Below are 23,801 nucleotides of genomic sequence, written 5' to 3' on the forward strand. Positions count from 1 at the left end.
TAACTGACTCGCTTCTTTTATATTGGTTCGATTGAATTAGATCAATTGCTTTAGCTCGATTACATTAATTCGTTCGCAGTTCAACCTTGGCGTAACGATTAGCTAGCACCGCACAGTAAAAGATCTGAATCGGGTGATAGAGCATGATTGGCAGTAATATCATCCCTAGATTAGGGTTGTGAGCAAAGATCACCTTAGCCATAGGAATACCAGCCGCCAAGGTCTTCTTGGTACCACAGAACACAGCTGCAACCTCGTCTTGATGATTGAACCCAACCTTGCGAGCACTCCATTGAATACCGTGGACCATCACCATCAATATCACGAAACAAATCACCGCAGACACCAACAGCAACATCGGTGAGAAGTCGCTCCAAATACCGTGTTCTATGGAGTCACAGAAAGCACTGTAAACAATCAGAAGTATCACGTATTTGTCTAACTTATTGACCACTGACTTGTGTTTCTGAGTCCACTCAAAAAGCAATGGACGCATCAACTGACCGACGATCATTGGCAGCAATAGCATTTTAGATATCGAGATCACCGACTCCATCAGGTTTAGCTCTGCACCTTCCAATCCCATAAAGAGCTGAATCAGAAGTGGCGTAATGAAAACCCCTAAGATACTAGAGAGCGATGCATTGAATATCGCACCCGGTAGGTTCCCTTTGCCAATCACCGTCATCGCAACCGAAGACGAAATCGTACTCGGTAAAACGAAGAGGTAACAGAAACCAAAGGCCAGAGCTGCTGGCATATAAGCGACAAAGCCTTGCCCGAATATCACCCAAAGCAGCGGGTAAACTAAGAAGGTCGCACTTTGTACAAAAACGTGCAGCTTCCAATTCGAAAGCCCCTCAAGAATGGCTTTGGGAGACAAACCCAAACCATGTAAGAAAAACACCAAGGCGATACCGAGAACGGTAACCGTATCTAGATGAAGTACCCCACCCGACTTCCCCCAATCTGGCGTAAAAACAGCAACGACCATGGCCACCACCATCCCTACCAGAAACCATTCCTTTTTCAGTTTTTCTATCATGTTGACACGCACTTTCTGTAGATTCCATTTCAGCCAATAACCCGGCTCCGATGCTATTTATCCTATCGACTCTAATTTTAATTAACCACCATAAACGCAAATTAAGCTCGTCTTTATCTTGAGGGTTAACATCGTTATTCGAGTTTGTTACGCCCGTTTTTCTCAGGATTGAGTAGATGTATGGAATGACGATGAAAATATTAGAAAACAGCGGTTTATCGAGAAGATAAGACCCTTTCAGTGATCGGGACACAGAGGTAAGCCGTAAGGATATGAAAGAAAGACGTAGTTAATCTAAACACCAAAGATCAGCCTATTCTCAAAGATGACTCAGCGGGAGTAACACATGGACAACAGAATCACCATTATTGAATTTCTCAGAGTGTTTGAGTGCATTCGCACCTCTGGCGAACAACTGGACAACAAATATCAAGTTGGCGAAATGACGGCTTGGCATGATTACGATGGTTATACCTGTTGGCTAAGCTATAAAGACGTAACCGTGACGCTGATGTTTCATGGATCTCTGAAAATTGAGTACGACAACGCTTCAAACTACTCTGAATTCATCGAGCATTGTCTGGGTATGCTCGCCACTGAACCTTCTCCATAAAACGCGAACAGATTCATCACTACCAACGGCTAACGGCTAACGGCTAACGGCTAACGGCTAACGGAGAAAATCATGAGCGAAACGGCTTTTAAAACGCATTCATTACTTAAGCACAGACAGCCTTTGTGGCTAGTACTCAGCCTCTCTTTTTTATGGTCTCAGGGATCGGTAGCAGGAACAGAAATGATTGATTTCACACAAGAGAATGAACACCAGAATTGGACAGCGACCAACGACAATGTCATGGGCGGAATCTCAACAGGCAGGCTTGTTTATGAAGGCGAGACGAGTCAATTTAAGGGCGAGTTGTCATTAGAGAACAATGGTGGCTTCAGTTCAATCAACCGCTCTATAGAGTCTCTAGGCTCTGAGATGGACAGCGTAGAACTGACGTTTGTAGGTGATGGTCGTACTTACCAATTAAGGCTCACGACATGGATAGATGGAAACAGAACTAACTACAAGCACAGCTTTGAGACAATCAAAGGCGAGCAACTCAAGACAGTCTTCCAATTAAAGGACTTTCAAGCCGTATTCAGAGGTCGATTACTCAGTGGTGCGCCAAGACTTGAAGCCCAAGACATCAAACAGATCGGCTTTTTGATTGCAGATAAACAACCTTTGCCCTTCGAGCTAAACCTCATTCAGGTTCAATTCAAAACCTCGCAAGAAACGGAGTAAAGCTTTATTGGAATAAACACAGTAAATCACTTAATAAAAACAAGCCCCTGATACCTTACTGATTCACGATAAGTATCAGGGGCTTTCTATTCAAGCGTTCAAGCTGCTCAAACTGTTCAAATAAGCAACGGCTCAAACCGTCAAAGTTCTAAATCATTAACTATTAATATTTGATGGCTGTTTTACCAATCGACGCGCTGCTTTCAATACGTTGGTGCGCATCTTTCAGTGTCTCAACACTAAAGCCATTCAATGTGGTGGTAAGTGTCGACTTAATACGGCCAGCATCAATCAGGTTCGCTGCTTGGAACAGGATATCTTGTTGTTTCTGAATATCGTCTGTGTTGAACAGTGAACGTGTGAACATCAGCTCCCACACAAAACCTGCAGACTTGCCTTGCAGTGCAGAAAGATCTATTCCGCCATCGAACTCAACAATAGAGCTGATCATGCCTTGAGGTGCAATAAGCTCGACCATCGATTCCCAGTGCCCTTTGGTATCAGCGACATTGAAGATGTAATCGACATGCTGGATGCCTTGCTCTCGCACAGACTCAACCAAGTTACGGTGATTCACCACATGGTCTGCCCCCATATCCCTTACCCACTGTTCAGTTTCAGGTCTTGAAGCCGTCGCAATAACCGTCAGGTTCGTCAGTTGGCTCGCCAATTGAATCGTGATTGAACCAACGCCACCAGCACCACCAATGATAAGAATGGATTTTTTCTCTTCTGGACGCACACGTAGGCGATCAAACAACGCTTCCCACGCAGTCAGTGTTGCTAGCGGCATAACAGCAGCAGCTTCATCAGAAAGGCTCTTCGGTGCTTTAGCCGTAATACGGTAGTCAACGGCTTGGTATTCTGCATTAGCGCCCATACGAGTTACGTCACCTGCATAATAGACACGGTCGCCTAGTTCAAAGCCTTCAACGTCTGTACCTTTACCGACGACTTCACCAACCGCGTCATAACCAAGTACTTTTGGTTGCTCGAGAGTTTTATCTTGAGCACTGCGAATTCGAATTTTCGCGTCTGCTGGATTGATAGACGTAGCGCTCACTTTCACAAGCAGATCATGTTCTTTTAGTTCTGGAAGATTCGTTTCAAACTCAACTAGACTGTTTTGCTCTGCAATCGCAAGTGACTGAGTAAATCCGATAGCTTTCATTTTTGATGGTACTGACATTGTGCTTTCTCCTTGAATTAGACAAGTTAATCTTAGTTGACTCTCAATTTAGATAAACCGCCTAATGTTTGAATCATATTCAATTATTTTTTGATAATCGTGTTGCCACTGATTGAGCAACACGAACAAGTAACTTTGCAATCAATGGTATAGGGATCAGATCAGACCTTGCTCAATCAACCAGTCACGCGTTACTTCGTCTTGCGGCTTACCTTCACGGCAAACTTTATAATCTAGCTCTGCGATAATATCGTTCGAGAATCGTAATGAATCTAACGTCTGGATCTGTTGTTCACTGAACAAGTGCTTCTTGTCATCTCTTAAAAGAAGTACCGCTCTATCCACAATCCCTAGCAAGCCTTTTGGCTCTTTGAGCTCTCGAATGTCATAGCGATAGTGCAAGAATTGAGGTTTCCACAGCGGCACAACAACCCACTCCTTGTTCGCCACAGCGCTTTCAAAGGCAGCAAAACAATCGTCTTCGCTACCTGGGAAAAACTCGTAACCCACATCGCTCAGGCCGTACTCTTTCATCATCTGAATAGAGAAGCGTGTGATACCGGCACCGGGGTTAATGCCCTGAATGGTAGAATTCATTTTCTCGACAACTTCAGGTTTTAATAGATCAGCAACCTCAGAAACAGCCTCTTCAGGAACATAATCAGGCACACCCCACAACGCGTAAGGTTCATAGTGAAGACCAAGCTCGATAAGTGGCTCAACTTCCTCAACACCCGCTTTGTAAATACCGTGGCTTGATGGCAACCAAGCCGAAGAAAGCATGTCTACTTCACCCGCTTTTAGCTTTTCGAAATTTTCTTGATGAGGAGAAAAGACACGCTCGACCTCGAAGCCCATTGTGGTTAATACATTGGAAACTAATGATGCAGTAGTGCGGTGAAACGACAAATCTGTTACGCCAATTGTGATTTTATTAGTCATGTTGTTATCCCCTTTTGTTCGGCTTGATAGAGATAGTACATGGCTAAAAAACAGTGAAAAACAGCCTAATATTTGAATGATTTTCAAATATATTTTGGTAATTGAGCGTATAAAGTTAGCTTAAAAGGGGGTAAGTCAGGATTAAGCCGCTTTGTGATTAGCAAAGATTTCAATACAATGTTTAGAACATTATCAAACACAGGTAGATAAAATGCTTCTTGAAGACTTGCGGGTCATCTTAAAGGTGGCGGAGTTTCGTAGTATCACCGCAGCAGCCACCAACCTAGACATGCGCACCGCAACTGCGAGCGCAGCCGTCAAACGTGTTGAAGCCGCACTGGGTGCTGAATTGTTTGTAAGAACCACTCGCCACCTAAGGCTCTCTTCTGCTGGCGAACGCTATTTACCTGAGTGTGAACAAGCTTTGAAGATATTAGAGCAAGCAAAGCTCAACATGCGTGAAGAGCTTGGTATCTTGGATGGAGAAATCCGCATAGCGCTTTCTTCGGATTTAGGACGTAACCTCATCACTCCTTGGCTTGATGAATTTCTGCTTGAATACCCAAAGGCGACACTTCGCACTAGCATTAGCGACAGCAATATTGATTTTTATCGTGATTCTGTTGATATGGCGCTGCGTTACGGCTCTCCGAATGATGCCAACATGTATGGCTTCAAGATCTGCGATGTGCCGAGAATATTGTGCGCAGCCCCTGAATATTTAACTGAGATGGGAACGCCAAGCCAAACGAGCGACTTAGCTGAGCACAACGGTTTGCTTTATCAGCTGCATGATATGTTGCAAGACGAATGGGTGTTTAATGATGGCAAGCAAGATCATAAAGTGAAGCTAAAAGGGAATCGCGCCTCAAACGATGCTGACCTTGTTAGACGCTGGTGTGTAGCTGGAAAAGGTGTGGCAATAAAGTCTTGTTTAGATATGTCGAACCATTTGCTCTCTGGCGAAGTGGTTAAAGTCATGCCTGAATTTAAGCCAACCCCAACCGAGCTGTGGTTAGTGTGCCCTAGTCGTCAGTCCATCACCCCGACCGTTCGCTTATTGAGAGATCTATTCCGCGAAAAAACCGCAGAGATCCTTTCTCAACTGAGCGAGCAAGGCATTATAGCGACTCAAAAATCTTAACGACCTAGAGATAAAAAAGGCGTTAGCGAACTTCAATTCGCTAACGCCTTTAATCATCTGAAACATCACACTGTATTAATGGATATATCTACATCAATACGAGCACTCGAATACAAATGCTTAGTTTGACTCTTCTTCAACATCACAGTCAGCACAGCACTGAAGCGCAATTTCATGTTCGAAGGTGATTGTGTCTTTACCTTCTTCCAATAGCTCTGCGATTTCATCCGCGACTTCTTTTTCGTCATCCGCTTCGATGTCGCTTGCTAGCTCTTCTTCTGAATAGCCGAAGAAGTTCAGCAATAAGTACTCGCGAGCTTCATCTTTAGTACAAACCACGTTTGCAGAAAGATCTGGCGTAACCTCACCTTGTGCAAGAGTCGCTGTCAGTTGAGCGATAGCATCCTCTTTCATCGCAGGCGTCAACCAACCAAGATCAGTACTTACCGTCGTTTTTTTACAGTCGAAGCAAGGCAGTTGGTGAAAGTAGTATTGAAAGCTAGTCATAGGTAATTTCTTCTTTAAATGTTGTATAGCGAGATTATGCGCGTTTTGTAGCAAAATACTATCTCAATCACAACCTGAGACTGATTCGAGAGGGTTATTTTTACGAACACAAAACCAGATAATACCTAATGCACAGAAAAATGCCGAAATACCAATTGCTGACTTACCACTCCCAATGGTTTGATAACCTCCTAAATCGCTACACACATTGGCGTATTTGAAATAGGGTCACGGAACACGCTCGCCTTGAGATCAAATACATCTCTAAGCATGGTTTCTGTCATTACCTCATCAGGCGAACCTTGAGCCACCAAACAGCCTTTTTCCAAAACCACTAAATGATCGCAGTAACGACTGGCTTGGTTAAGATCATGCAACACAACCACCACCGTTTTTCCTTTAACATTCATCTGCTGCATCAAGTTCATCAACTCGACTTGGTGAGACATATCAAGGTATGTGGTCGGCTCATCTAACATCACTAAATCTGTGTCTTGTGCTATCACCATCGCAATCCACGCTCGTTGTCTTTGACCACCAGACAGTGACTCAACTGGTTTATCGGCAAACTCGAGCACACCAGTATCACGCATTGCTTGTTCGACAATCACTTGGTCTTCTTGCCCTAACCTTCCCCAATGAGAGATATAAGGCGAACGCCCATATTCGACGAGCTTTCTTACTGTGATACCTTCCGGGCTGACCAAAATTTGTGGCAACAGTGATAACGAACGCGCAAGCGCCTTATCGCCATAACTTGATAGTGGTTTGTCTTCAAACAACACCTCTCCTGTCGCTGGTTTGTTGATTCTCACTAACGTCTTTAACAAGGTGGATTTACCACACCCGTTGGGTCCAATTAGGGCGGTAATTTTACCCTTAGGGATCGAAACCGAAAGGTTCGGTATGATCGTTTGTTTGCCGTACGCGACGGAAAGATTCTGCGTTTTAAGCATGGTTACCAACCTCGATAACGATAGAGAAGAAAAATGAAATAAGGCGCGCCGATCACAGAAGTAAGAACCCCTGCTGGCAGTTCAATCGGCGGTTGTAGACCTCTTGCCAAGCCATCGGCACAAGTAACCAGAATCGCGCCCACTAATGCTGACGCTGGTATTAACAACTTATGATTATGTCCAAACAACAAGCGAGCTAAGTGAGGAGCTAATAAACCTACAAAACTGATCGTTCCTGCAACTGAAACACTGATGCTGGCAAGCAATACTGCAGCCAACAGCGCGAGAGCCTGAATCTGTTTTGGCTTAGTACCCAATGTGGTGGCACTTTCCTCGCCAAGTCCCATCACATCTAATCGCCAAGCGAGCCATAATGCCATTGGCAATAACAAGAGTAGCGCACTCCAAATAAAGGGCACTTGTTGCCAGTTTCTGCCCCAGAGACTGCCTGTTAGCCAAACCATGGCCGTATTGATCTCGATAGGGTTGGTCACAAGTAGGAAATCTATGCAACTGGCTAAGAACGCGCTCACCGCAATACCAATCAACGCCAATTTGGCGGGTGTTGGCCTTGACCACCATGCCAATAGTGCAATCAATCCAGCAGCGAAAATTCCACCGAACATAGCCACCAGCGGAAGCACACTGACCGGCGCATTAGGAAACCAAACTAAACTCGCTGTCGCGGCAAGCCCGGCACCTGCACTAATACCCATAAGATCTGGCGATGCCAAAGGGTTACGTATCACACCTTGTACCAATACGCCGGACAACCCTAATCCAGCTCCCACACTTATCGCGAGCAACATACGAGGCAGCCGATATTGATGGATAACAAAATCGTCACTAGAAAACGCGACCAAATGTTCGGTCACTTGAGAAACAGAAAGCGAAGCTGCGCCGACAAACAAACCTGCGGATGCAACAATAACAAGCAGCCCAAATAACAGAAAAACCTTCGTGCGGTGGTGCATTAAGATCTCCTCGTCGCAATCAAGATAAAGCAAGGCGTCCCGACCAAAGCCGTAATAACACCGACGGGCGTTTCAGTCGGAAAAGCAATTGCTCGTGATAATGCATCTGACCAAGAGACTAATACTGCGCCAGCCAATGCGGAAATAGGAATGAGTAGATGGTAATTGTGCCCTATCATAGGCCTAACCAAGTGAGGCACTAACAAACCAACAAAGCCAATTGGCCCTGCGATAGCGACACTTGACCCGGCAAGCAACACAATCGTCAGTCCACTAATCAGACGAGTAAGCCTGATGTTACTGCCCAACCCCACGGCAACTTCTTCGCCAAGTGCCAGTAAGTTGAGGTTGCGAGCGAGGCTCATTGCCAACACCAAACCAATCACAACAGGCGGCCAAAGTTGTTGCCATTGCCCATCATCCACACTAGACAAGGATCCTGTAAGCCAATGCAATACGCTATAAGCCATATCGTCAGCGAGGATCAGCGCCGCGCGGGTCAATCCAATCAACAATGCGGTAATGGCAATACCCGCCAAAACCAAACGTAATGGATGAGAGCGAGCAGAGAAAAAGCCACCAAGAAGCATCACGGCACCGCCACTGAGGAACGCACCAAGAACGGCATTGAGAATTGGATTTAACTCGCTGACCACAGGGATGCCTATTGCAGCTAACGCCATAAAACAGGTAGCGCCAGCGTTAATGCCAAGAATCGATGGAGACGCGAGTGGGTTGCGCGTTAAGCCTTGCATCAATAACCCAGCGACAGCCAGACTCGCACCAATCAAAAGCCCTGCGTAAGTTCTTGGTGCTCTTAATGTCGCCAATATTTGATGAGTCATATTGCTTTCATCAAACGTAAACCAATAATCAACCAAGTCACTCAATGTTAGAGAGAAATTAGACCACCCCACCATTGACGCTACATAACCAGACAGAGCCAAACACGATACCAAGATCGTAAACAGCGTCGCTCGCCACGACAGTATTGACAGATATCGCTTGCCTGTAGAAAACAACATCGTACTCATGATGGTTCCAGAATCTGCTCTAGATTTTTCGCTATTTGCTCTGCGGCTACCATGCCTCGATTCAATGACCAAAGCGCTGGTGATACTTCTACCACTTGCTGACGTTTCGCTGATGACAGTACGCTAAATAACGGGTTTTTCTGCCAATCATTAATAATATTCGGGTGAGAGTAAGCACCAATCAGCAACCAATCCGGATTAGTTTTCAATAACAACTCAAAGCTGGTTGGCAAATACGCCTTCTCTGTTTCTTTAGCAATAGGGCTAGCAATACCTAATGTAGTGAGCACTCCTCCGGCATAAGATGCAGGGCTATGTAACCACATACCTTTATCCGACACGACAGCAAATTGGACGGTTTGTTTAAGGGTAAAATGACTTTTGAAATCAGACATGACTTGCTGATGTTGCTGAATTCGTAGCTCCATTGCCGATTGCTTATTGAGCGCGATACCCACCTTGAGTGCTGATTCCAAATTCTCTTGATAAGTCTCGCCGCGGCTTTTCAACAACAGAGTTGGCGCGATTCGTTGCAGATCTTGATAAACAGTTCGGTGGCGCTCAGCGTCGGCAATGATCAAATCGGGCTTTAATATCGCAATGGCTTCTAGGCTTGGCTGAGAGCGCATACCAACCGATTCCCATGGTTGAACCAATTCACGCACAGCCGGAATCACTCGAGAAGCATCATTGTCGTCGGCTACACCAACCGGAGAAACGCCCACCGCAGCTAACGCATCTACAAATGAGAACTCCAACACCACAATACGTTGCGGAGTAGTCGCTATCTCAAACTGACCCTGCTCATCTTGTATGACCCTGGTTTGTGCTGAACTGGAGAATGAAAACAAGCTTAAAACCAGCAAAGCTAAGGTTATCGCTATCCTGCTGAATAAAAACTGCTTATTGAGTGACAGCAGTCCGTTCGACAGCTGCAATGGATTCGAAAACAAGAGTCGAGAGCTGTTTTCCATATTTAATTTTCCTTAAACGCTAGAACCGTGAAAGTCGCCAAGAGTATTGGCGACTTTTATTCGTTATTACTTTCAATAAATTACGTATTAGAACTGATAATTCAGATCCAAAGTGTAAGAACGTCCTGGTGCTGGATAACGACCAACGGGGCTGGTATCAATACCGCGGAAGTAATAGTCCTCATCAAACAAGTTGTTCACCGCAAAGTTCATGCGCAGCTTACTGTTTTCATCCTTGTACAAATCCGAACCTAGGTTAAAGTTCCAGACCATGTAGGCAGGCACTTTACCTGTCGCGCCCGTTGCATCTTCGGCACTTGTATTCGCATTGTCAGAGTAAGACTCACTGAAATAGTAACCAGACAAGGTGGTATCTAGCTTGCTAAACGCGTAGGTCGCATCCCAGCTAAATTGATGCTTGGACGTGTAAGGAAGTTGGTTACCCTTATTTGCGCCCTCTTCCTCTAACGTTGCATCTAAGTAGTTATAGCCAGCGCCCAAACTCAGAGCTTGCATCGCTTGAGGAGTATAACGACCAGAGAGTTCAACACCTTGATGAAGGGTTTTACCAATATTGTCGAAAGTTTGAGTAGCACTTTGCCATTGCAGCTGATCTTCAAAGTCAATACGGTAAAGTGCAATGTTAAAGCTAGTTGAATCTTGATTGTAGCGAGCGCCCAACTCGTAGTTCCATGCTAGCTCACTGCCCTCTTCACCCTTGCCTCGAATATAAGCAATTTGTGGTGCACGCAAAGATTTCTGTGCATTGGTGTAACCAACCCATTGCTCCGTAAGATGGTATGCCACGGTTAAGCCCGGCAACCACTCAGTCACTTTGTTGTCGGTATTCTCCGCTTTACCCAAATCATTAAATGCCATGTCTATTGATTCGTAGCGAATACCAGGAGTCACCTTTAATACATCATTAAACAAGCCAATTTCATTGCTGATATAGCCTGCGAAAGCGTCGGTATCCAAATGCCAATCGCGCGGCGTTGTTGTTACTCCACTAGAAATTGATGTTTGAGTGAGCTTGTAATCGATATCTTCATTGACGTAGCGCGCACCCACAATGACATTTTGTGTCACGGTATTACCGTCAAAATACATCGCGATTTTAGGCTCAACGCCATAAACAGAAAACTCACGTGGAGAAGTGCGAATATCGGTTGATGGTAATGCCGGATCCGCCCAGTGACCGCCCGCGCTATTAAAGCCCCATTGGAAGAAGCGCTCAGAGCGGTGACCAAATGTTAGTATCTCTAGCTCTGCACTATCGGCAATGTTCAGATCATGCAAATACTTTAGGCTCCAACGCGTCGATTTACCCTGGTATTCATCATATGGACGCTTCGATTGGGTACGATCATTCTTGTAATCTTCTGGCGATAAAGCACCCGGCATTTGCGTGTCTGCATCATAACGCTGCACGAAAGCTTGTAACTCTTGAGTATCACTCAGTAACCACTGCAACTTCGCTTGGAAGTTTTTGACATCGGTATCTGAATGTTCACGGAAGCTTTCACCTTTTAGAAAATTACCTTCGACTTGAAGCGCTAGCGTATCGGTTAACCAGCCACCAGTGCGCAGGTAAAAATCATTCAGTGGCGTATCGCCATCTTCGAATACAGTAAAGCGATTACTGATTTCTGTTTGCCACTCGTGCGGAATAGGCTTAGTCACCAAGTTGATAACGCCACCCACGTTGTTTGGCCCGTACTGCACAGCAGTGCCACCACGTACGATATCAATTCGGTCAAGCATCGACAGAGTTGCAGGGAAAATAGATTGTCCGGTATGACCATAAGGCGCAAGTGTCAGAGGCACACCGTCCATTAGAAATTGAGCATGACCACTGCGGCTAGCTTTTAAGCCACGCACCGAGATGTTAGGCAGCACACCCGTGCCCGTTTCGTCTTGAACCTTAATGCCCGGAACACTTTGGAAGGCCGAATCAATCGAAAGTGCGCCAGTCTTTTTAATTTGTTCGTTAGTCAGAACGGTACGCGCTCCCGGATACTCTTTCACATCCTCTAGCTCCGAATTACCGATTAAGCTACCCGTCACGACAACCGTTTCCATGGTCGTTGTTTGAGGATCAGACGCAGCAAATGCGCCCATGGAAGTCACTGAAGCGATGGCGACCGCAAGTGTACTTAAACGCAGCTGTGCTTTGTTTTGTATTGGCTCTTGCAGTTGCTTATGTAGCTGCAATTGAGGTTTACCATCCAAATTCTGGTAAGACATGAAAATCTCCTAAATAGACAGGTTAGGGTCAAAGGCTGTATTTCCCGGTGATGCCTGCACTTTGACCCTATGGGCTAAACGGCCTCAAAATGAGGCCAACTGTTCACTCATTCGTAGCGAACAAATCAATCGTTTTTGGAGTTGAAATAGCTCTTAGAAATGAACTAACTCCTAGAACTGAACTAGCTCTTAGAACATAATTAGCTTTTAAAACTGATAACCGTAGCTGAGCATGAATTCAGCAGGAGCACCGTAGCCAATCTGGTTTGTGCCAGACGTGCCGTTGGTTGCTCCCAGAATGTATTCCTCGTTCAACACGTTGTAAGCGTTCGCTTGGACTTTGTGACGACCCGTGGTGTACGCTGCCATCAAATCAACTGTGGTGTAATCGCCTAGTGCAACGGCTTCGTCATTACCTGCATAACGGTCGCCAACGTATTTCACACCACCACCTAAACGCCAGTTGTTGTCTAGCTGGTAAGTACTCCAAAGTGAGAACAGGTGGTCAGACACATCGTTTGGCTTTTTACCTGTCTCTTTGTCTTCCGCATCGAGATAGCTATATCCAACCGAAATGTCCCATTGCTCTGTTATCTGACCGCGAGCTTCCAGTTCAATACCTTGGTGACGCGCTTCAATCTTGTTGACCACGTCTCCGTCTGTATTGGTTTCTGGCTGCTCTTGATCGATTTGGAAGATCGCTGCATTCAGCATCAAAGCGTTATCTAATAGGTAAGCTTTTGCGCCAATTTCCTTTAGATCGGTGTGGAAGAATTCAGCTAATTTAGGGTTGATGTAGATACCTGAGTAAGGCAGTTGCCATGAACGAGCTAAGCTTGCGTACACGGACATATCGTTGTTGATTCGGTAGACCAACCCACCGCGGTAGCTCACTTTGTTATCGTCGAGGTTCTCTTTTGCTGAGCCCGCTTTTTGCTGCTCAAGCTCCATCGAGTCGTAACGCACATTGCCGATCACTGAAAGATCACCAAAGGTGTAAACGTCTTGAATGTAGACGCCAGTGGTCGTTGTCGTATTATCACGGAAAGGTTTGAAACCCGGATCAGGTGTTGGACCTGCAACAGGATTATAGATATCTTTCGAAGGTAAGGTTTTGTCGCTTGCGAGAGTGAGATCGATATTGATCTGGTTGTAATCGGCACCAATCATCATTTGGTTAGAATCGGTTTCCCAAACCAACTCAGACTGTAGTGTTGTCGTGGTACGAGGATCATAGCCGAAGTTGTTCACGGTTTGAGATACTTGATCTCCTGTTACCGTGCCTTGACGCGTGCCTTTTTGTTCAAGCTCGATATGGTTATACGCTGCGCGGTTTGTCCATGCCCATTCGCTGTTCAAACGCCACTCATAGTCAACGCCCACACGAATGCTGTCTGACTCTTGATAATCGTTGGTGCCACCGTAGAAAGTACTCTCGGAGACATCAACAGGTTTGCCATTCTTGGACGGAACACCACGATATGGCACCAGTTCTTGGTGAGAATATTCAACATCGAGATCGATAATGTGTCCATCAGAAGGCATCACTCGAATTGTTGGGGCAATAAAGAAATCATTGGAATCAACATGATCGACGTAAGAGTCCGCTTGTCGATGTTCCACGTTGATACGGCCATTAACCTTATCTGAAAACGCCATCGAGCTGTCAACTTGGCCCACAAACTGACTGTTGCTGCCTACACTGCCATTTACGTTGGTGAAGTTGTCACCGTTAGCGCGTTTCGTTACCAAGTTGATGATACCGCCCGCAGAACCTCGGCCATAAAGTGCACCGGCTGGGCCTTTTACCACTTCAACACGCTCAATATTGGCTAGGCTGCGATACGACTGCAACGTTCCATCGTCACGCATCCCATCGCGATACATGTCATTTAGCGAATCAAAGCCACGAATCACGAATTGGTCTCGGCTACCTTCACCGAGGGTATTGTTCACCCCTGCGACACCATCAAGTGCATCCACTAAACGCACAGCACCACGGTCTTCCATTTCTGTCTTTGTAACCACAGATACCGCTTGCGGTACATCTAACCACTCAACATCCGTTTTGGTTCCTGACTGAGGCATGTGCTCTGCGTAACCTTCGTATTGATGGCCAATAATTTGCACCGTTTCATCTACAGTGACTTGTTCTTCCGCCACTGCAGTTGACACACTAGCCACCGCCGTCAAGGCTCCGCCAATTGCCAAAGCAAGAGGGGACAAGGTCAATCTCATGTTCATTTTCTAATTCCGTTTTAGTTTATAAAATTACATTATTGCGAATAAGAACAAATATCATTTATATTTGCAATATATATTTTTTGATCTATATTTGCCTAGCAATATGCAACACAGCTAATGACAGAACGGTCAATAAAAACAATAAGATAGCAAAAGTCTCTTTCCTAAAAGACAGAAAGAGACCACTTGAAAGCGAGTTGTGAGCAGGCGACAACAACGTTTTAAAATTAGGAAAGCCCCATGAAATCTACGATTATTATCGTAAGTCATGTCGTGAATGACGCAGTCACTCACGGCTTCGTACCTACCGCAAAGGCGATGGGTCTTCACGTCATTTTGATCACAGATCACAAGCTCAATCACCTAAGACTGAGCAGTGATGATGACCGATTTAGCCCTGACGCAATTCTTGAATGTGATGTGTTTAACCCCCTTGAGCTTATCGAGACCATCACAGAGCAAGACCTAAAACCCACCGCTGTTTTTAGCAACAGTGATCACTTGCAAACCTCCACTGCAATATGTGCTCAATTTTTTGGTGTACCAGCGAAAGACTGGACAGTGGCGCTAAAAGCAAAGAACAAACACTTAACGCGCCAGGTTCTCACCGAAAAGTCACTGCCTAATACACAAAGCAAATTACTGGATCCGGGCACCTCTCCTGAATCTGACTTCACTTTTCCGGTGGTAGCCAAACCTAAGGAAGGCGTAGCAAGCTTGGACGTTCAACGTTGCAATTCTAAAACTGAGCTTGATAGCTATTGCGAACGCTTTTGGCAAAAACACCCCACGAGCCCTATCTTGGTCGAAGCTTTTTTACAGGGCCCGCTTATCACAGTTGAAACCTTGGGGGACGGGGAGAGTTTGACGGCACTTGGTGGGTTTGATGTGGAACTCTCTGAACCACCTTACTTTATTGAAACCGCAGCACGTTGGAATGGCACTAACAGCGTCCAATACAGAGACGAGTGTGTAAGGCAACTACAGGAATTTGGGGTAGGTTTTGGTGTTTGTCATAGTGAATTCATCATCACCGAGTCCGGACCAGTATTAGTCGAAATCAACTATCGAAGTATTGGTGATGGCCGAGAATTTTTACTCAATAACCTCAGTGGAGGAAAGTGGTTCAGCACTATTCTAAACCTCCACCTCGGTAACAAAATCGATCCCACACTTCAAATGAATGGCAATGCGAATGTTCACTATGTGGTTGCAGACCAGAACGGCATCATTGAAGGTTCATCAACATCGTTCATTCACCAAGATGGCGATATTGTCACGCAGCAACAAGTACTTAAACAAGCAGGTGATACTTTCCAGCAAAGCTTCTCAAACAAAGATTACTTAGCAAGGATTTCAATCGTATCTCCCTCCGGCGAACCTTTAGAACCAGCGCTTCAACGAGCGATCTCTCGATTTAACCTCACATCTGTCAACGAGGTAACAGCATGAACGACAACGCTTTATATCTAACTCAACGCCTTGTAGACACCTGCCTTCGTGAAGACCTCTTTGGATTAGTATCTCAAAGCCAATTTAATACTGAGCTCCCTGCGACACTCAGTCTATCGCCTTACCCTAGTGAGCAAGTGTGGGCTATTTTTGTGCATGCGGATTGCACTCTCTATTTGCCAGTCACGCCAAGTTATTACATGCAACGCTGGGGTTACGGCTCTTCAAATGGGAGGGGGGGCAATGGCTGGCTAATCGAAAAAAATGGTCAGGTTGAACTTCAGCAGCACTATAGCGATTGGATTAAATTGCTGAAAGCGTGTGCTCACGACAGCTCGCATTCGTTATTGGATGGTTACTTGCAAGAACTTGAATGTGCAGAAAAGCACAAAGTACTTTGTGATTCAGCGTTCAATCAACACTCTGAATCGTTAATGCAGCCGATTTCTCAGCTAGAACATTGGAGCCAAAAACTCCTACGCGCCGCAAATCGCATCATACCTTGACCATCCTTACTACCCAACCGCTCGCGCTAAATTCGGTTTGAACGATGAAGACCTCGCACAATACGCACCAGAATTCGCACAAAGCTTTGCTCTACGCTGGCTCGCGATTGATAAATCACTGGTTACCTTAACCAGTTCACAGCCGCAATGCTGGCCAACCATGGAACAAGTCGGCCTACCCGCTGACTTTGCTCAGAGCCATGAGTTATTCCCGGCGCATCCATTAACACTAAGAAGTCTTGATGGACTTCCTGACGGTGTCATTGAAGCTCCTTCGCCATACCTTGATGTTACCCCTACCTTATCGGTACGTACTGTAGTCGTGAATCAAACACCCCACATTCACATCAAAGTACCGCTGATCATGCGCTCATTAGGCACCAAAAACATTCGCCTCATCAAGCCTTCAACGCTGTATGATGGACACTGGTTTGAACGCTTACTAACGCACTTAGAACAGAGTGATTCAGACCTACAAGGCACGCTTTTTCATTGCAATGAGAAACACGGCGGCCACGTTGGAGATGACAAAACGTTCGCCTATATCGTGCGTGAATATCCGCTAAGCCATTCGCTAGACAAAGCACTTGTGCCTGTTGCCGCCCTTGCCAGCCCGATGCCTGATGGACGCTTATTCTTAGAGCATCTTGCAGATCAGTATTACGAGCAGGACACCTTAGCTTGGTTCAAAGATTACGTTGACCTGTTATCTAAAGTGCACCTCACTTTATGGATTCGCTACGGTATCGCTTTGGAATCAAACCAACAGAACGCCATTATTGCCTTCGATGAACAAGGAAAAATGACCTTGGCCATGAAAGACAATGATGCCGCACGGATTTGGCCTGAACGTTTTGAAGCATTTGAACAACACTCCCTAATCAAATGCGACCAACTGTTAGATCAACGTATTAAGGTCGATGATGAACTGGCTCTCGGGCAGATGTTTACCACCATCACGTTGCAACTAGACATTGCTGCGATTGTCGAAGCAATGGCGAAACGAGGTGTTGCTACATCGGCTGAGCTCTACAAAACAGTTGCAGCTAGCCTTTCACAGCAACTTGACCAACTATCCAGACAAGGTCACGACATTACATTGGCCAAAGAGATGCTGCTCGATTCACCAAACCTCTATGCAAAGTACTTATTGAGCTCAGGCAGTTTGTTATCAAAAGAAGCGTCGGGCGCGAGCGATATCAACAAGTTCTATGGGTTATCCGCACCAAACTTCTTACTGCTGACCAGTGAAGAAGCACAGCATGCTTACCTCGAATCCGTCAAACAGAGCATAAGCTAATTCACTATGACCAAACTCATATACTGCGTGCTGCTGTGCCACTTTATAGCGGCATTTGCAGCCTTAGGGATGCCTTTGTTTCTACCTATGGTATTACCCACACTTGGCGCACATATTGACTCTGATTGGGCAGGAGTATTATTTATTCTACCCACCTTTTGTACTGCTTTGGCTGCGCGTTTTTGGGGACAATTTGCCGATAGATATGGCAGACGTCGCTCTCTATTACGTGCCCAACTAGGGCTTGCAACCGGTTTTGCGCTGTGTGGTTTGGCAGATAACCTAACCATGTTTGTGTTTGGTCTTATCGTTCAAGGAACCTTTGGCGGCACCATGGCTGCCTCAAATAGCTATTTATCTAGCCAGATTAAAGATGCAAAAACCCTCGGAAACTCACTCAATAAGACTCAGCTTTCTGCCCGCTTGGCGTTGATCATCGCGCCAATTGGGCTCGGCTGGGGTCTATCAGATACAAATCCATTGAATGCATACCTATGGTTATCCGTTTTACCTTTGTTGGCAATGGCGATCACTTTAACGCTGCCAACGGATAAGGCAGAGAAATCAGATACTTTAGATGACATAGAAAGCCAAACAGTGAATAAAACAAAGCACACCAAACCGTCATTGCGTTCCCTTTATTGGGTGTTCAGTGCGCAATTTTGCTTTGCTTTCGCCATGGTCGTCACGTTTCCCTATTTCTCACCTTTCGTGCAGCAATACGGCGTGACAAATCAAGCTTGGATAGGTTTTTTGTATGCCCTTCCACACGGTGTCTACTTGCTCTTCGCAGGGAAGGTTCATCTTTTCTCTGAAAAGGTCAACCGCCACCCGCTCAATACGCTGTGGCTAGGTTTTGGTTTACTTTCGCTCAGTACGCTATTGCATCTGATGCCTTATCAGGCGGTGTTGATACTTGCTCGTATTCTGTTTGGCTTTGGCATGGTCTGTTGCTATCAAGGGCTACACCAAGCTTTAGCAAGCCAAATCGACCGACAACAAAGTGGCAAAATATTCTCACGCTTTGATGCTATGTCTAAATGGGGTGGCGTTGTAGCCGGGTTAAGCGCGTCTTTTATCTCAAACTTGGGTTGGCTTGAGGTTCCTTTCTTACTTTCTACTTTGGTCAGCGCGAGTACTGCTATAGCGATGATCATACTTTCAAAATTTGGACGTCTACATGTTAAACAGTCAATCATCACTCACTGAGAACTTAGTCGAAAATACAGAGCTGTTAAATCGTAACAAGGTTCAGCTTAACCATGAAAAAGCCCAGCTTAATACCATCATGGGCGTAATGAATTGCTACCTGCGTGAATACGCTATACCCAACAAACAAGTCGAATGGTGCTTTAGCTCTGCTTCTCTGCCACAAACCTTAAAGAGAAACTATGCCGCTGAGCAGCGTGTCGCGATTCATCTACCTCAGCAAAACCGAACTGAAGAAAGTGACTTGTTGGTTTTGCCCATTCAATACATGAGTAAACTGGGAAAGGTAAAACTCTGTGATATGCCTTGGGCAAGAACGTCGGGGGCGGGCTGGTGTAAACTTGACGCAACTCAGACTCTGACACTGTTACTCAACTATCTCAAACAGGTGCTGGTGATCCCATTCAATCACGAGTTGGTTGAGCAAATGGAAAACAGCTTGTTGATCACCGAGCAGTTTCTTAACGTAGACACTGCGCCTCAGCACCACAATGCATTTATCGCCTCAGAACAGTCCTTGTTATGGGGTCACACCTTTCATCCAACACCGAAGAGTCGTTCTGGTGTCAGCATGGATGATTTGCTCGCTTGCTCCCCTGAAGTAGGCGCAAAGGTGCCCCTGTATTGGTTTAAAGTCGACTCCTCGCTGCTTGACGTACTATGCTCAGACAATCGAAAGCAGCCACAGACTATGCTTGAGCAACTCGCCCCAGAAAAAAACGATTCAGCATCAACGATGCTTTACCCCTGCCACCCTTGGGAAAGTTATACCCTTTTGCAGAACCCAATAGTCAAACGTGCCATTGAACAAGGAAAAATTACACCGTTAGGCTTAGGTGGAGACAAACTCTTACCCACGTCATCAGTGCGTACTCTTTATCACCCAGATATGGATTGGTTTGCTAAGTTTTCTATCAATGTACGTTTAACTAACTGTGTTCGTAAAAACGCGTGGTATGAACTTGATAGTGCCGTTCAATTAACCTCTATTCTGCGTCCAATAAAGGAAAGCGAACAGCTTCATAATCCTGTATTCAAGGTAATGACCGAACCTTACGCGACCACATTGAATCTAGAGTCGGTCGCTGAGCAGGAACAAGCTGATGTTATTAAAGCTCGCGAGTCGTTTGGTATTTTATATCGAGAGAATTTCACCTTAAGCGAAACCGATATTTTGCAACCGACTCTGGCCGGAGCACTCTTTGCTTACGACCGAGACGGAAACAGTTGTATCGCGACTCAACTCAAACAAAAAGCGAAAGCCACACAAAACCAGTATGAAAGTATCGCAACACTGTGGTTCGAGCGCTACTTACATTGCTTGATCCCTGGCGTATTTAACTACTACTTCAAACACGGGGTTGCGTTTGAACCTCATTTACAAAACACGCTGATTGGCTTTGAAAAAGACATGCCATGCTGTGTTTGGATTCGAGATTTAGAAGGTACAAAGTTACTACCTGAATTTTGGTCTCCAGACACGTTACATCAGTTATCAGAACGAGCTCGTCAATCGGTTTACTACAGTCGTAAACAAGGTTGGAATCGTATAGGCTACTGTACCTTCATTAACAACATCAGCGAGGCTGTTTTCTTTATCGCTGAAGGGAACTCAGTACTTGAAGAGGCATTATGGGCCACATTACAAGATGCTATCTCTCGCTGGCAGTCAATCAATGGCAAACAGCCTGAGTTGATTGATCTGCTCAATGGCGGACACTTCCCAAGCAAAAACAATTTCACAACTCGTTTAATGCAGAGTGCCGATAAGGAATCAAGCTACACCCAAGTTGCAACGCCTTGGGCAAATCAAAGCAAAGGAGCTACTCATGCCTAATTCATCTCAGCTTCCTTTGCATATAGAGCAAGAAGTAAAACACCTCGCCCAACAACAAGATCAACCACTGTGTGCTTATCTTTATGATCTTAAGGCTCTGGAGCAACACATAAAGCAGATGCGTCATGTGTTACCTAACAACGTTGAACTGTTTTATGCCGCAAAAGCCAATCCTTCAGCACCTATACTGCGTACTTTAGCGCCTTATATTGATGGTTTTGAAGCGGCTTCCGGCGGAGAACTTAATCACCTTCACCAGCAACAACTCAACAAACCACTGATCTTTGGTGGCCCCGGTAAAATGCCGAGTGAGTTAGAGCAAGCCGTTCAACTCGATGTTGATGCGATTCATGTTGAAAGCATCACTGAGTTACAGCGCATTGGGGCATTAACGAAAAAATTAGATAAGCCTGCTTCGATCTTCTTGCGCATGAACATCGACATTGGAGACATCACACTTAGCAAATTAGCCATGGGTGGAAAGCCCACCCCATTTGGTTTAGATGAAAGTGAGCTAAACAACGCATTGATGTATTTGCGTGATTTCCCGTTAATCAAACTGAAAGGCTTTCACTTCCATTTGATGTCACACCAACTTGAAGTCGGTCGACACTTAGCTTTGATGGAACGTTATTTCCAAGTAGTGAAGGGGTGGAAAGAGAAATACTCACTTGAAGATCTTACGATCAACTTGGGTGGCGGTATGGGAATAAATTACCAAGATCAGGAACAACATTTTCCATGGGTAGAGTTTTGTGACAAGTTAGAATTCTTGATCGCCAAAGAACAACTACAAGATTGGACACTGCGTTTTGAATGCGGGCGCTACATCTCAGCACCTTGTGGCTACTACGTGATGGAAGTGTTGGACATTAAACAAAACCTCGGTGAAAACTTTGTGATTGCTCGCGGAGGCACGCATCACTTCAGGACGCCTGCTGCACAGGGACATGACCATCCTTTCGCAATCATGAAAAATAAGCAGTCCCCTACTATTTCAAACCCGATAGACCAGACTAAAGCCACGCTGGTTGGTCAGTTGTGCACACCAAAAGATGTCCTTGCACGGAATCAAAATATCGACCACATCGACATCGGCGATTATGTGGTGTTCACCTTAGCGGGGGCTTATGCTTGGAACATCTCGCATCAGAATTTCTTAATGCATGAACCTCCGGTGTTCCATTATTTCTAGGCATCCGGCTGTGCTCCATGATTTGTTAGCTTACGTTTGAGTTGAAACTCCATGGGGCTAGCTAAAAACACAAAATAGAAAGGCACTAAATAAAAAGACACCAAATGAAAAAGGCGTTAGTAAGCTCAGGCCTACCAACGCCTTTCTTATGTTTACCTTACTCCTTTTGCCAAGCAACTACGGTGATTGAGTACTCGACTACTCAGCGAGAGCAACACATACAAAACCGAATCAGTATTATTGAGTTTCTCAGAGTGTTTGAATGCTGTTTTTCCAATCGAAGCACTGCTTTCAATACGTTAGTGCGCATCTTTCAGTGTCTCAACACTAAAGCCATTCAATGTGGTGGTAAGCGTCGACTTAATACAGCCAGCATCAAACAAATTTGCAGCTTAGAATAGTGCGCGTTCGTAGCAAAATACTATCTCAATCACAACCTGAGACTGATTCGTAGGGATTATTTGTACCAAGTATTGAGCCCCATGATGACTACTGATCAATTTAAGGCTTAGCTCACTAGGAACATCATCTCATTACGACATTAGACGTTGACGACCATGCTGCCATCTTCCGCTTGATAACGAGCCAAAAATTGAGAAAGGTTTTCTTTATTAAGCTGGATCTCTTTTTCTTTCAGGAACGTTTCGTTGTGCAGCTTCGAGTACGAACGCTCAGCAAGGTCACAGCTAAATGTAACGATGGTTTTCCCTTTCCCCATTCTAGCCGCAGCGTATAGCGCTCCTGCTACGTTCAATGATGAACTGCTTCCTAGAAGAATACCGTCATGCTCCGCAACAAGGCGGGATATCGTAACCAAATCCTGATCGGGAAGCGTGATTGCACGATTGATTCTTGCCTGCCTGAAATTTTCAACCGTTCGCATGATCCCTATGCCTTCTGTGAACGAGCTTCCCGTTGATTGATACTGCCCATTACGTAGGAACGAATAAATACCAGACCCATTTGGGTCAACTAACCAAGTTTCGAGATTGGGTTGCTGCTCAGATAGGTAGTGTGAGTTTCCGGCAATGGTTCCTCCAGTCCCAACCACTGAAACTAGAGCATCAATATTACCTTGTGTTTGCTGCCAGATCTCCGGTCCAGTATTTAAATAGTGCGCTCGATAATTACTGAGATTTTCGAACTGATCTGCCCACCAATAATTCTCATTTTCGACACCAATCCGCTTGGCCGTGTGATAAAAGTGTTCAGGATTTGCAAAAGGACAAGGGTCGACCAATAACAATTCAGCGTTATAAAGCGAGATCATGCGCTCTTTCTCTTGTGCTTGCCCTTTTGGCATCACCACCAACATTTTATAACCGAGGGATTTAGCCACTAGAGCAAGGCCAATCCCCGTATTTCCCGCAGTACCTTCGACGATTGTCATTCCCGGCTTAAGTTTGCCAGCTTCTACTGCATCCTTAACAAGCTGAAGAGCCGCTCTATCTTTAATCGAACCACCCGGGTTCTGGTGTTCGCACTTAATAAGAATCTCACAACCTGAAATCTCTGAAAGACTGTTGATTCTAACAAGATCGGTATCGCCAATGAGTTCACTGAGATTATTTGCAACGTGGACAGATGACATCGCGACTCCATTTATTTGCTGAGGATGAGTTTGTTCATCGATTGGATTGTCGATGACCATAAGCGTAGCTCTGAGGTTTGCTTAGTCAAGGAGCGTAGGAATTGAAAAGACTCTCATTTTCTAAATAACAATTATAATTAGGGGGGCTCTTCTCCGCTTAG

General features: G+C 45.3%; 18 protein-coding genes and 1 pseudogene. 8 read left to right on the forward strand and 11 right to left on the reverse strand.

Going from position 1 to position 23,801, the window contains the following annotated elements; translation table 11 throughout:
- Positions 1-64: 64 nt before the first annotated feature.
- A complete protein-coding gene (locus BCT49_RS02325; RefSeq protein WP_102433985.1) occupies positions 65-1,045 on the reverse strand; it encodes a bile acid:sodium symporter family protein in 981 nt (326 codons plus the stop codon).
- Positions 1,046-1,391: 346 nt separating this feature from the next.
- Here BCT49_RS02325 and BCT49_RS02330 point away from each other — a divergent pair, with 346 nt between their 5' ends.
- Positions 1,392-1,658, forward strand: a complete 267-nt coding sequence (locus BCT49_RS02330; RefSeq protein WP_102433986.1) for a DUF3081 domain-containing protein — start codon at positions 1,392-1,394, stop codon at positions 1,656-1,658.
- A gap of 72 nt (positions 1,659-1,730) precedes the next feature.
- On the forward strand, positions 1,731-2,339 hold the full coding sequence (locus BCT49_RS02335; protein WP_102433987.1) for a CIA30 family protein: 609 nt from the start codon (positions 1,731-1,733) through the stop codon (positions 2,337-2,339).
- A 163-nt stretch (positions 2,340-2,502) separates the two neighbouring features.
- On the opposite strand, the gene BCT49_RS02340 is transcribed toward BCT49_RS02335, so the two are convergent.
- Together BCT49_RS02340 and BCT49_RS02345 are read right to left on the reverse strand one after the other, a co-directional pair.
- Positions 2,503-3,528 (reverse strand): zinc-binding alcohol dehydrogenase family protein, encoded by a 1,026-nt coding sequence (locus BCT49_RS02340; protein WP_102433988.1) that lies wholly within the window; start codon positions 3,526-3,528, stop codon positions 2,503-2,505.
- Positions 3,529-3,684: 156 nt separating this feature from the next.
- Positions 3,685-4,470: a glycine betaine ABC transporter substrate-binding protein gene (locus BCT49_RS02345; protein WP_198595806.1), complete on the reverse strand. Its 786-nt coding sequence runs from the start codon at positions 4,468-4,470 to the stop codon at positions 3,685-3,687.
- Positions 4,471-4,681: 211 nt separating this feature from the next.
- Between BCT49_RS02345 and BCT49_RS02350 the strand changes: the two genes are divergently transcribed.
- Entirely contained in the window at positions 4,682-5,614 is a 933-nt protein-coding gene (locus BCT49_RS02350) for a LysR family transcriptional regulator (protein ID WP_102433989.1), read from the forward strand.
- Between the two features lie 120 nt (positions 5,615-5,734).
- Here BCT49_RS02350 and BCT49_RS02355 read toward each other — a convergent pair whose 3' ends face one another.
- The 7 genes from BCT49_RS02355 to BCT49_RS02385 all read right to left on the reverse strand — a co-directional run bounded on the left by BCT49_RS02355 (position 5,735) and on the right by BCT49_RS02385 (position 14,550).
- Positions 5,735-6,121: a hypothetical protein gene (locus BCT49_RS02355; protein ID WP_102433990.1), complete on the reverse strand. Its 387-nt coding sequence runs from the start codon at positions 6,119-6,121 to the stop codon at positions 5,735-5,737.
- A 191-nt stretch (positions 6,122-6,312) separates the two neighbouring features.
- Positions 6,313-7,077, reverse strand: a complete 765-nt coding sequence (gene fecE / locus BCT49_RS02360; RefSeq protein ID WP_102433991.1) for a Fe(3+) dicitrate ABC transporter ATP-binding protein FecE — start codon at positions 7,075-7,077, stop codon at positions 6,313-6,315.
- Between the two features lie 2 nt (positions 7,078-7,079).
- Positions 7,080-8,051 carry a FecCD family ABC transporter permease gene (locus BCT49_RS02365; RefSeq protein ID WP_102433992.1) on the reverse strand — a complete coding sequence of 324 codons (972 nt, stop codon included), beginning with the start codon at positions 8,049-8,051 and terminating at the stop codon, positions 7,080-7,082.
- Positions 8,051-9,085, reverse strand: coding sequence for a FecCD family ABC transporter permease (locus tag BCT49_RS02370; protein ID WP_102433993.1), 1,035 nt, complete (start codon positions 9,083-9,085; stop codon positions 8,051-8,053). The genes BCT49_RS02365 and BCT49_RS02370 overlap by 1 nt, the downstream gene beginning before the upstream one ends.
- A complete protein-coding gene (locus tag BCT49_RS02375; RefSeq protein WP_102433994.1) occupies positions 9,082-10,059 on the reverse strand; it encodes a Fe(3+) dicitrate ABC transporter substrate-binding protein in 978 nt (325 codons plus the stop codon). Before BCT49_RS02375 ends, BCT49_RS02370 begins: the two co-directional genes overlap by 4 nt.
- Positions 10,060-10,146: 87 nt before the next feature.
- Positions 10,147-12,306 (reverse strand): TonB-dependent receptor family protein, encoded by a 2,160-nt coding sequence (locus BCT49_RS02380; protein ID WP_102433995.1) that lies wholly within the window; start codon positions 12,304-12,306, stop codon positions 10,147-10,149.
- Positions 12,307-12,513: 207 nt separating this feature from the next.
- Positions 12,514-14,550 carry a TonB-dependent receptor gene (locus BCT49_RS02385; protein WP_102433996.1) on the reverse strand — a complete coding sequence of 679 codons (2,037 nt, stop codon included), beginning with the start codon at positions 14,548-14,550 and terminating at the stop codon, positions 12,514-12,516.
- Between the two features lie 240 nt (positions 14,551-14,790).
- Here BCT49_RS02385 and BCT49_RS02390 point away from each other — a divergent pair, with 240 nt between their 5' ends.
- The 5 genes and pseudogenes from BCT49_RS02390 to BCT49_RS02410 all read left to right on the forward strand — a co-directional run bounded on the left by BCT49_RS02390 (position 14,791) and on the right by BCT49_RS02410 (position 22,049).
- A complete protein-coding gene (locus BCT49_RS02390; protein ID WP_102433997.1) occupies positions 14,791-16,002 on the forward strand; it encodes an ATP-grasp domain-containing protein in 1,212 nt (403 codons plus the stop codon).
- Positions 15,999-17,808: pseudogene (locus BCT49_RS02395) on the forward strand (IucA/IucC family protein). The gene BCT49_RS02390 and the pseudogene BCT49_RS02395 overlap by 4 nt, the downstream one beginning before the upstream one ends.
- 6 nt (positions 17,809-17,814) lie before the next feature.
- On the forward strand, positions 17,815-19,017 hold the full coding sequence (locus BCT49_RS02400) for an MFS transporter (protein ID WP_102433998.1): 1,203 nt from the start codon (positions 17,815-17,817) through the stop codon (positions 19,015-19,017).
- On the forward strand, positions 18,989-20,854 hold the full coding sequence (locus BCT49_RS02405; RefSeq protein ID WP_102433999.1) for an IucA/IucC family protein: 1,866 nt from the start codon (positions 18,989-18,991) through the stop codon (positions 20,852-20,854). The genes BCT49_RS02400 and BCT49_RS02405 overlap by 29 nt, the downstream gene beginning before the upstream one ends.
- Entirely contained in the window at positions 20,847-22,049 is a 1,203-nt protein-coding gene (locus tag BCT49_RS02410) for a type III PLP-dependent enzyme (RefSeq protein ID WP_102434000.1), read from the forward strand. Before BCT49_RS02405 ends, BCT49_RS02410 begins: the two co-directional genes overlap by 8 nt.
- Positions 22,050-22,590: 541 nt before the next feature.
- Here BCT49_RS02410 and BCT49_RS02415 read toward each other — a convergent pair.
- On the reverse strand, positions 22,591-23,640 hold the full coding sequence (locus BCT49_RS02415; RefSeq protein WP_102434001.1) for a cysteine synthase A: 1,050 nt from the start codon (positions 23,638-23,640) through the stop codon (positions 22,591-22,593).
- Positions 23,641-23,801: the final 161 nt, after the last annotated feature.

Source organism: Vibrio lentus (genome assembly GCF_002875945.1).
In the GTDB taxonomy this organism is placed as follows: domain Bacteria; phylum Pseudomonadota; class Gammaproteobacteria; order Enterobacterales; family Vibrionaceae; genus Vibrio; species Vibrio apostichopi.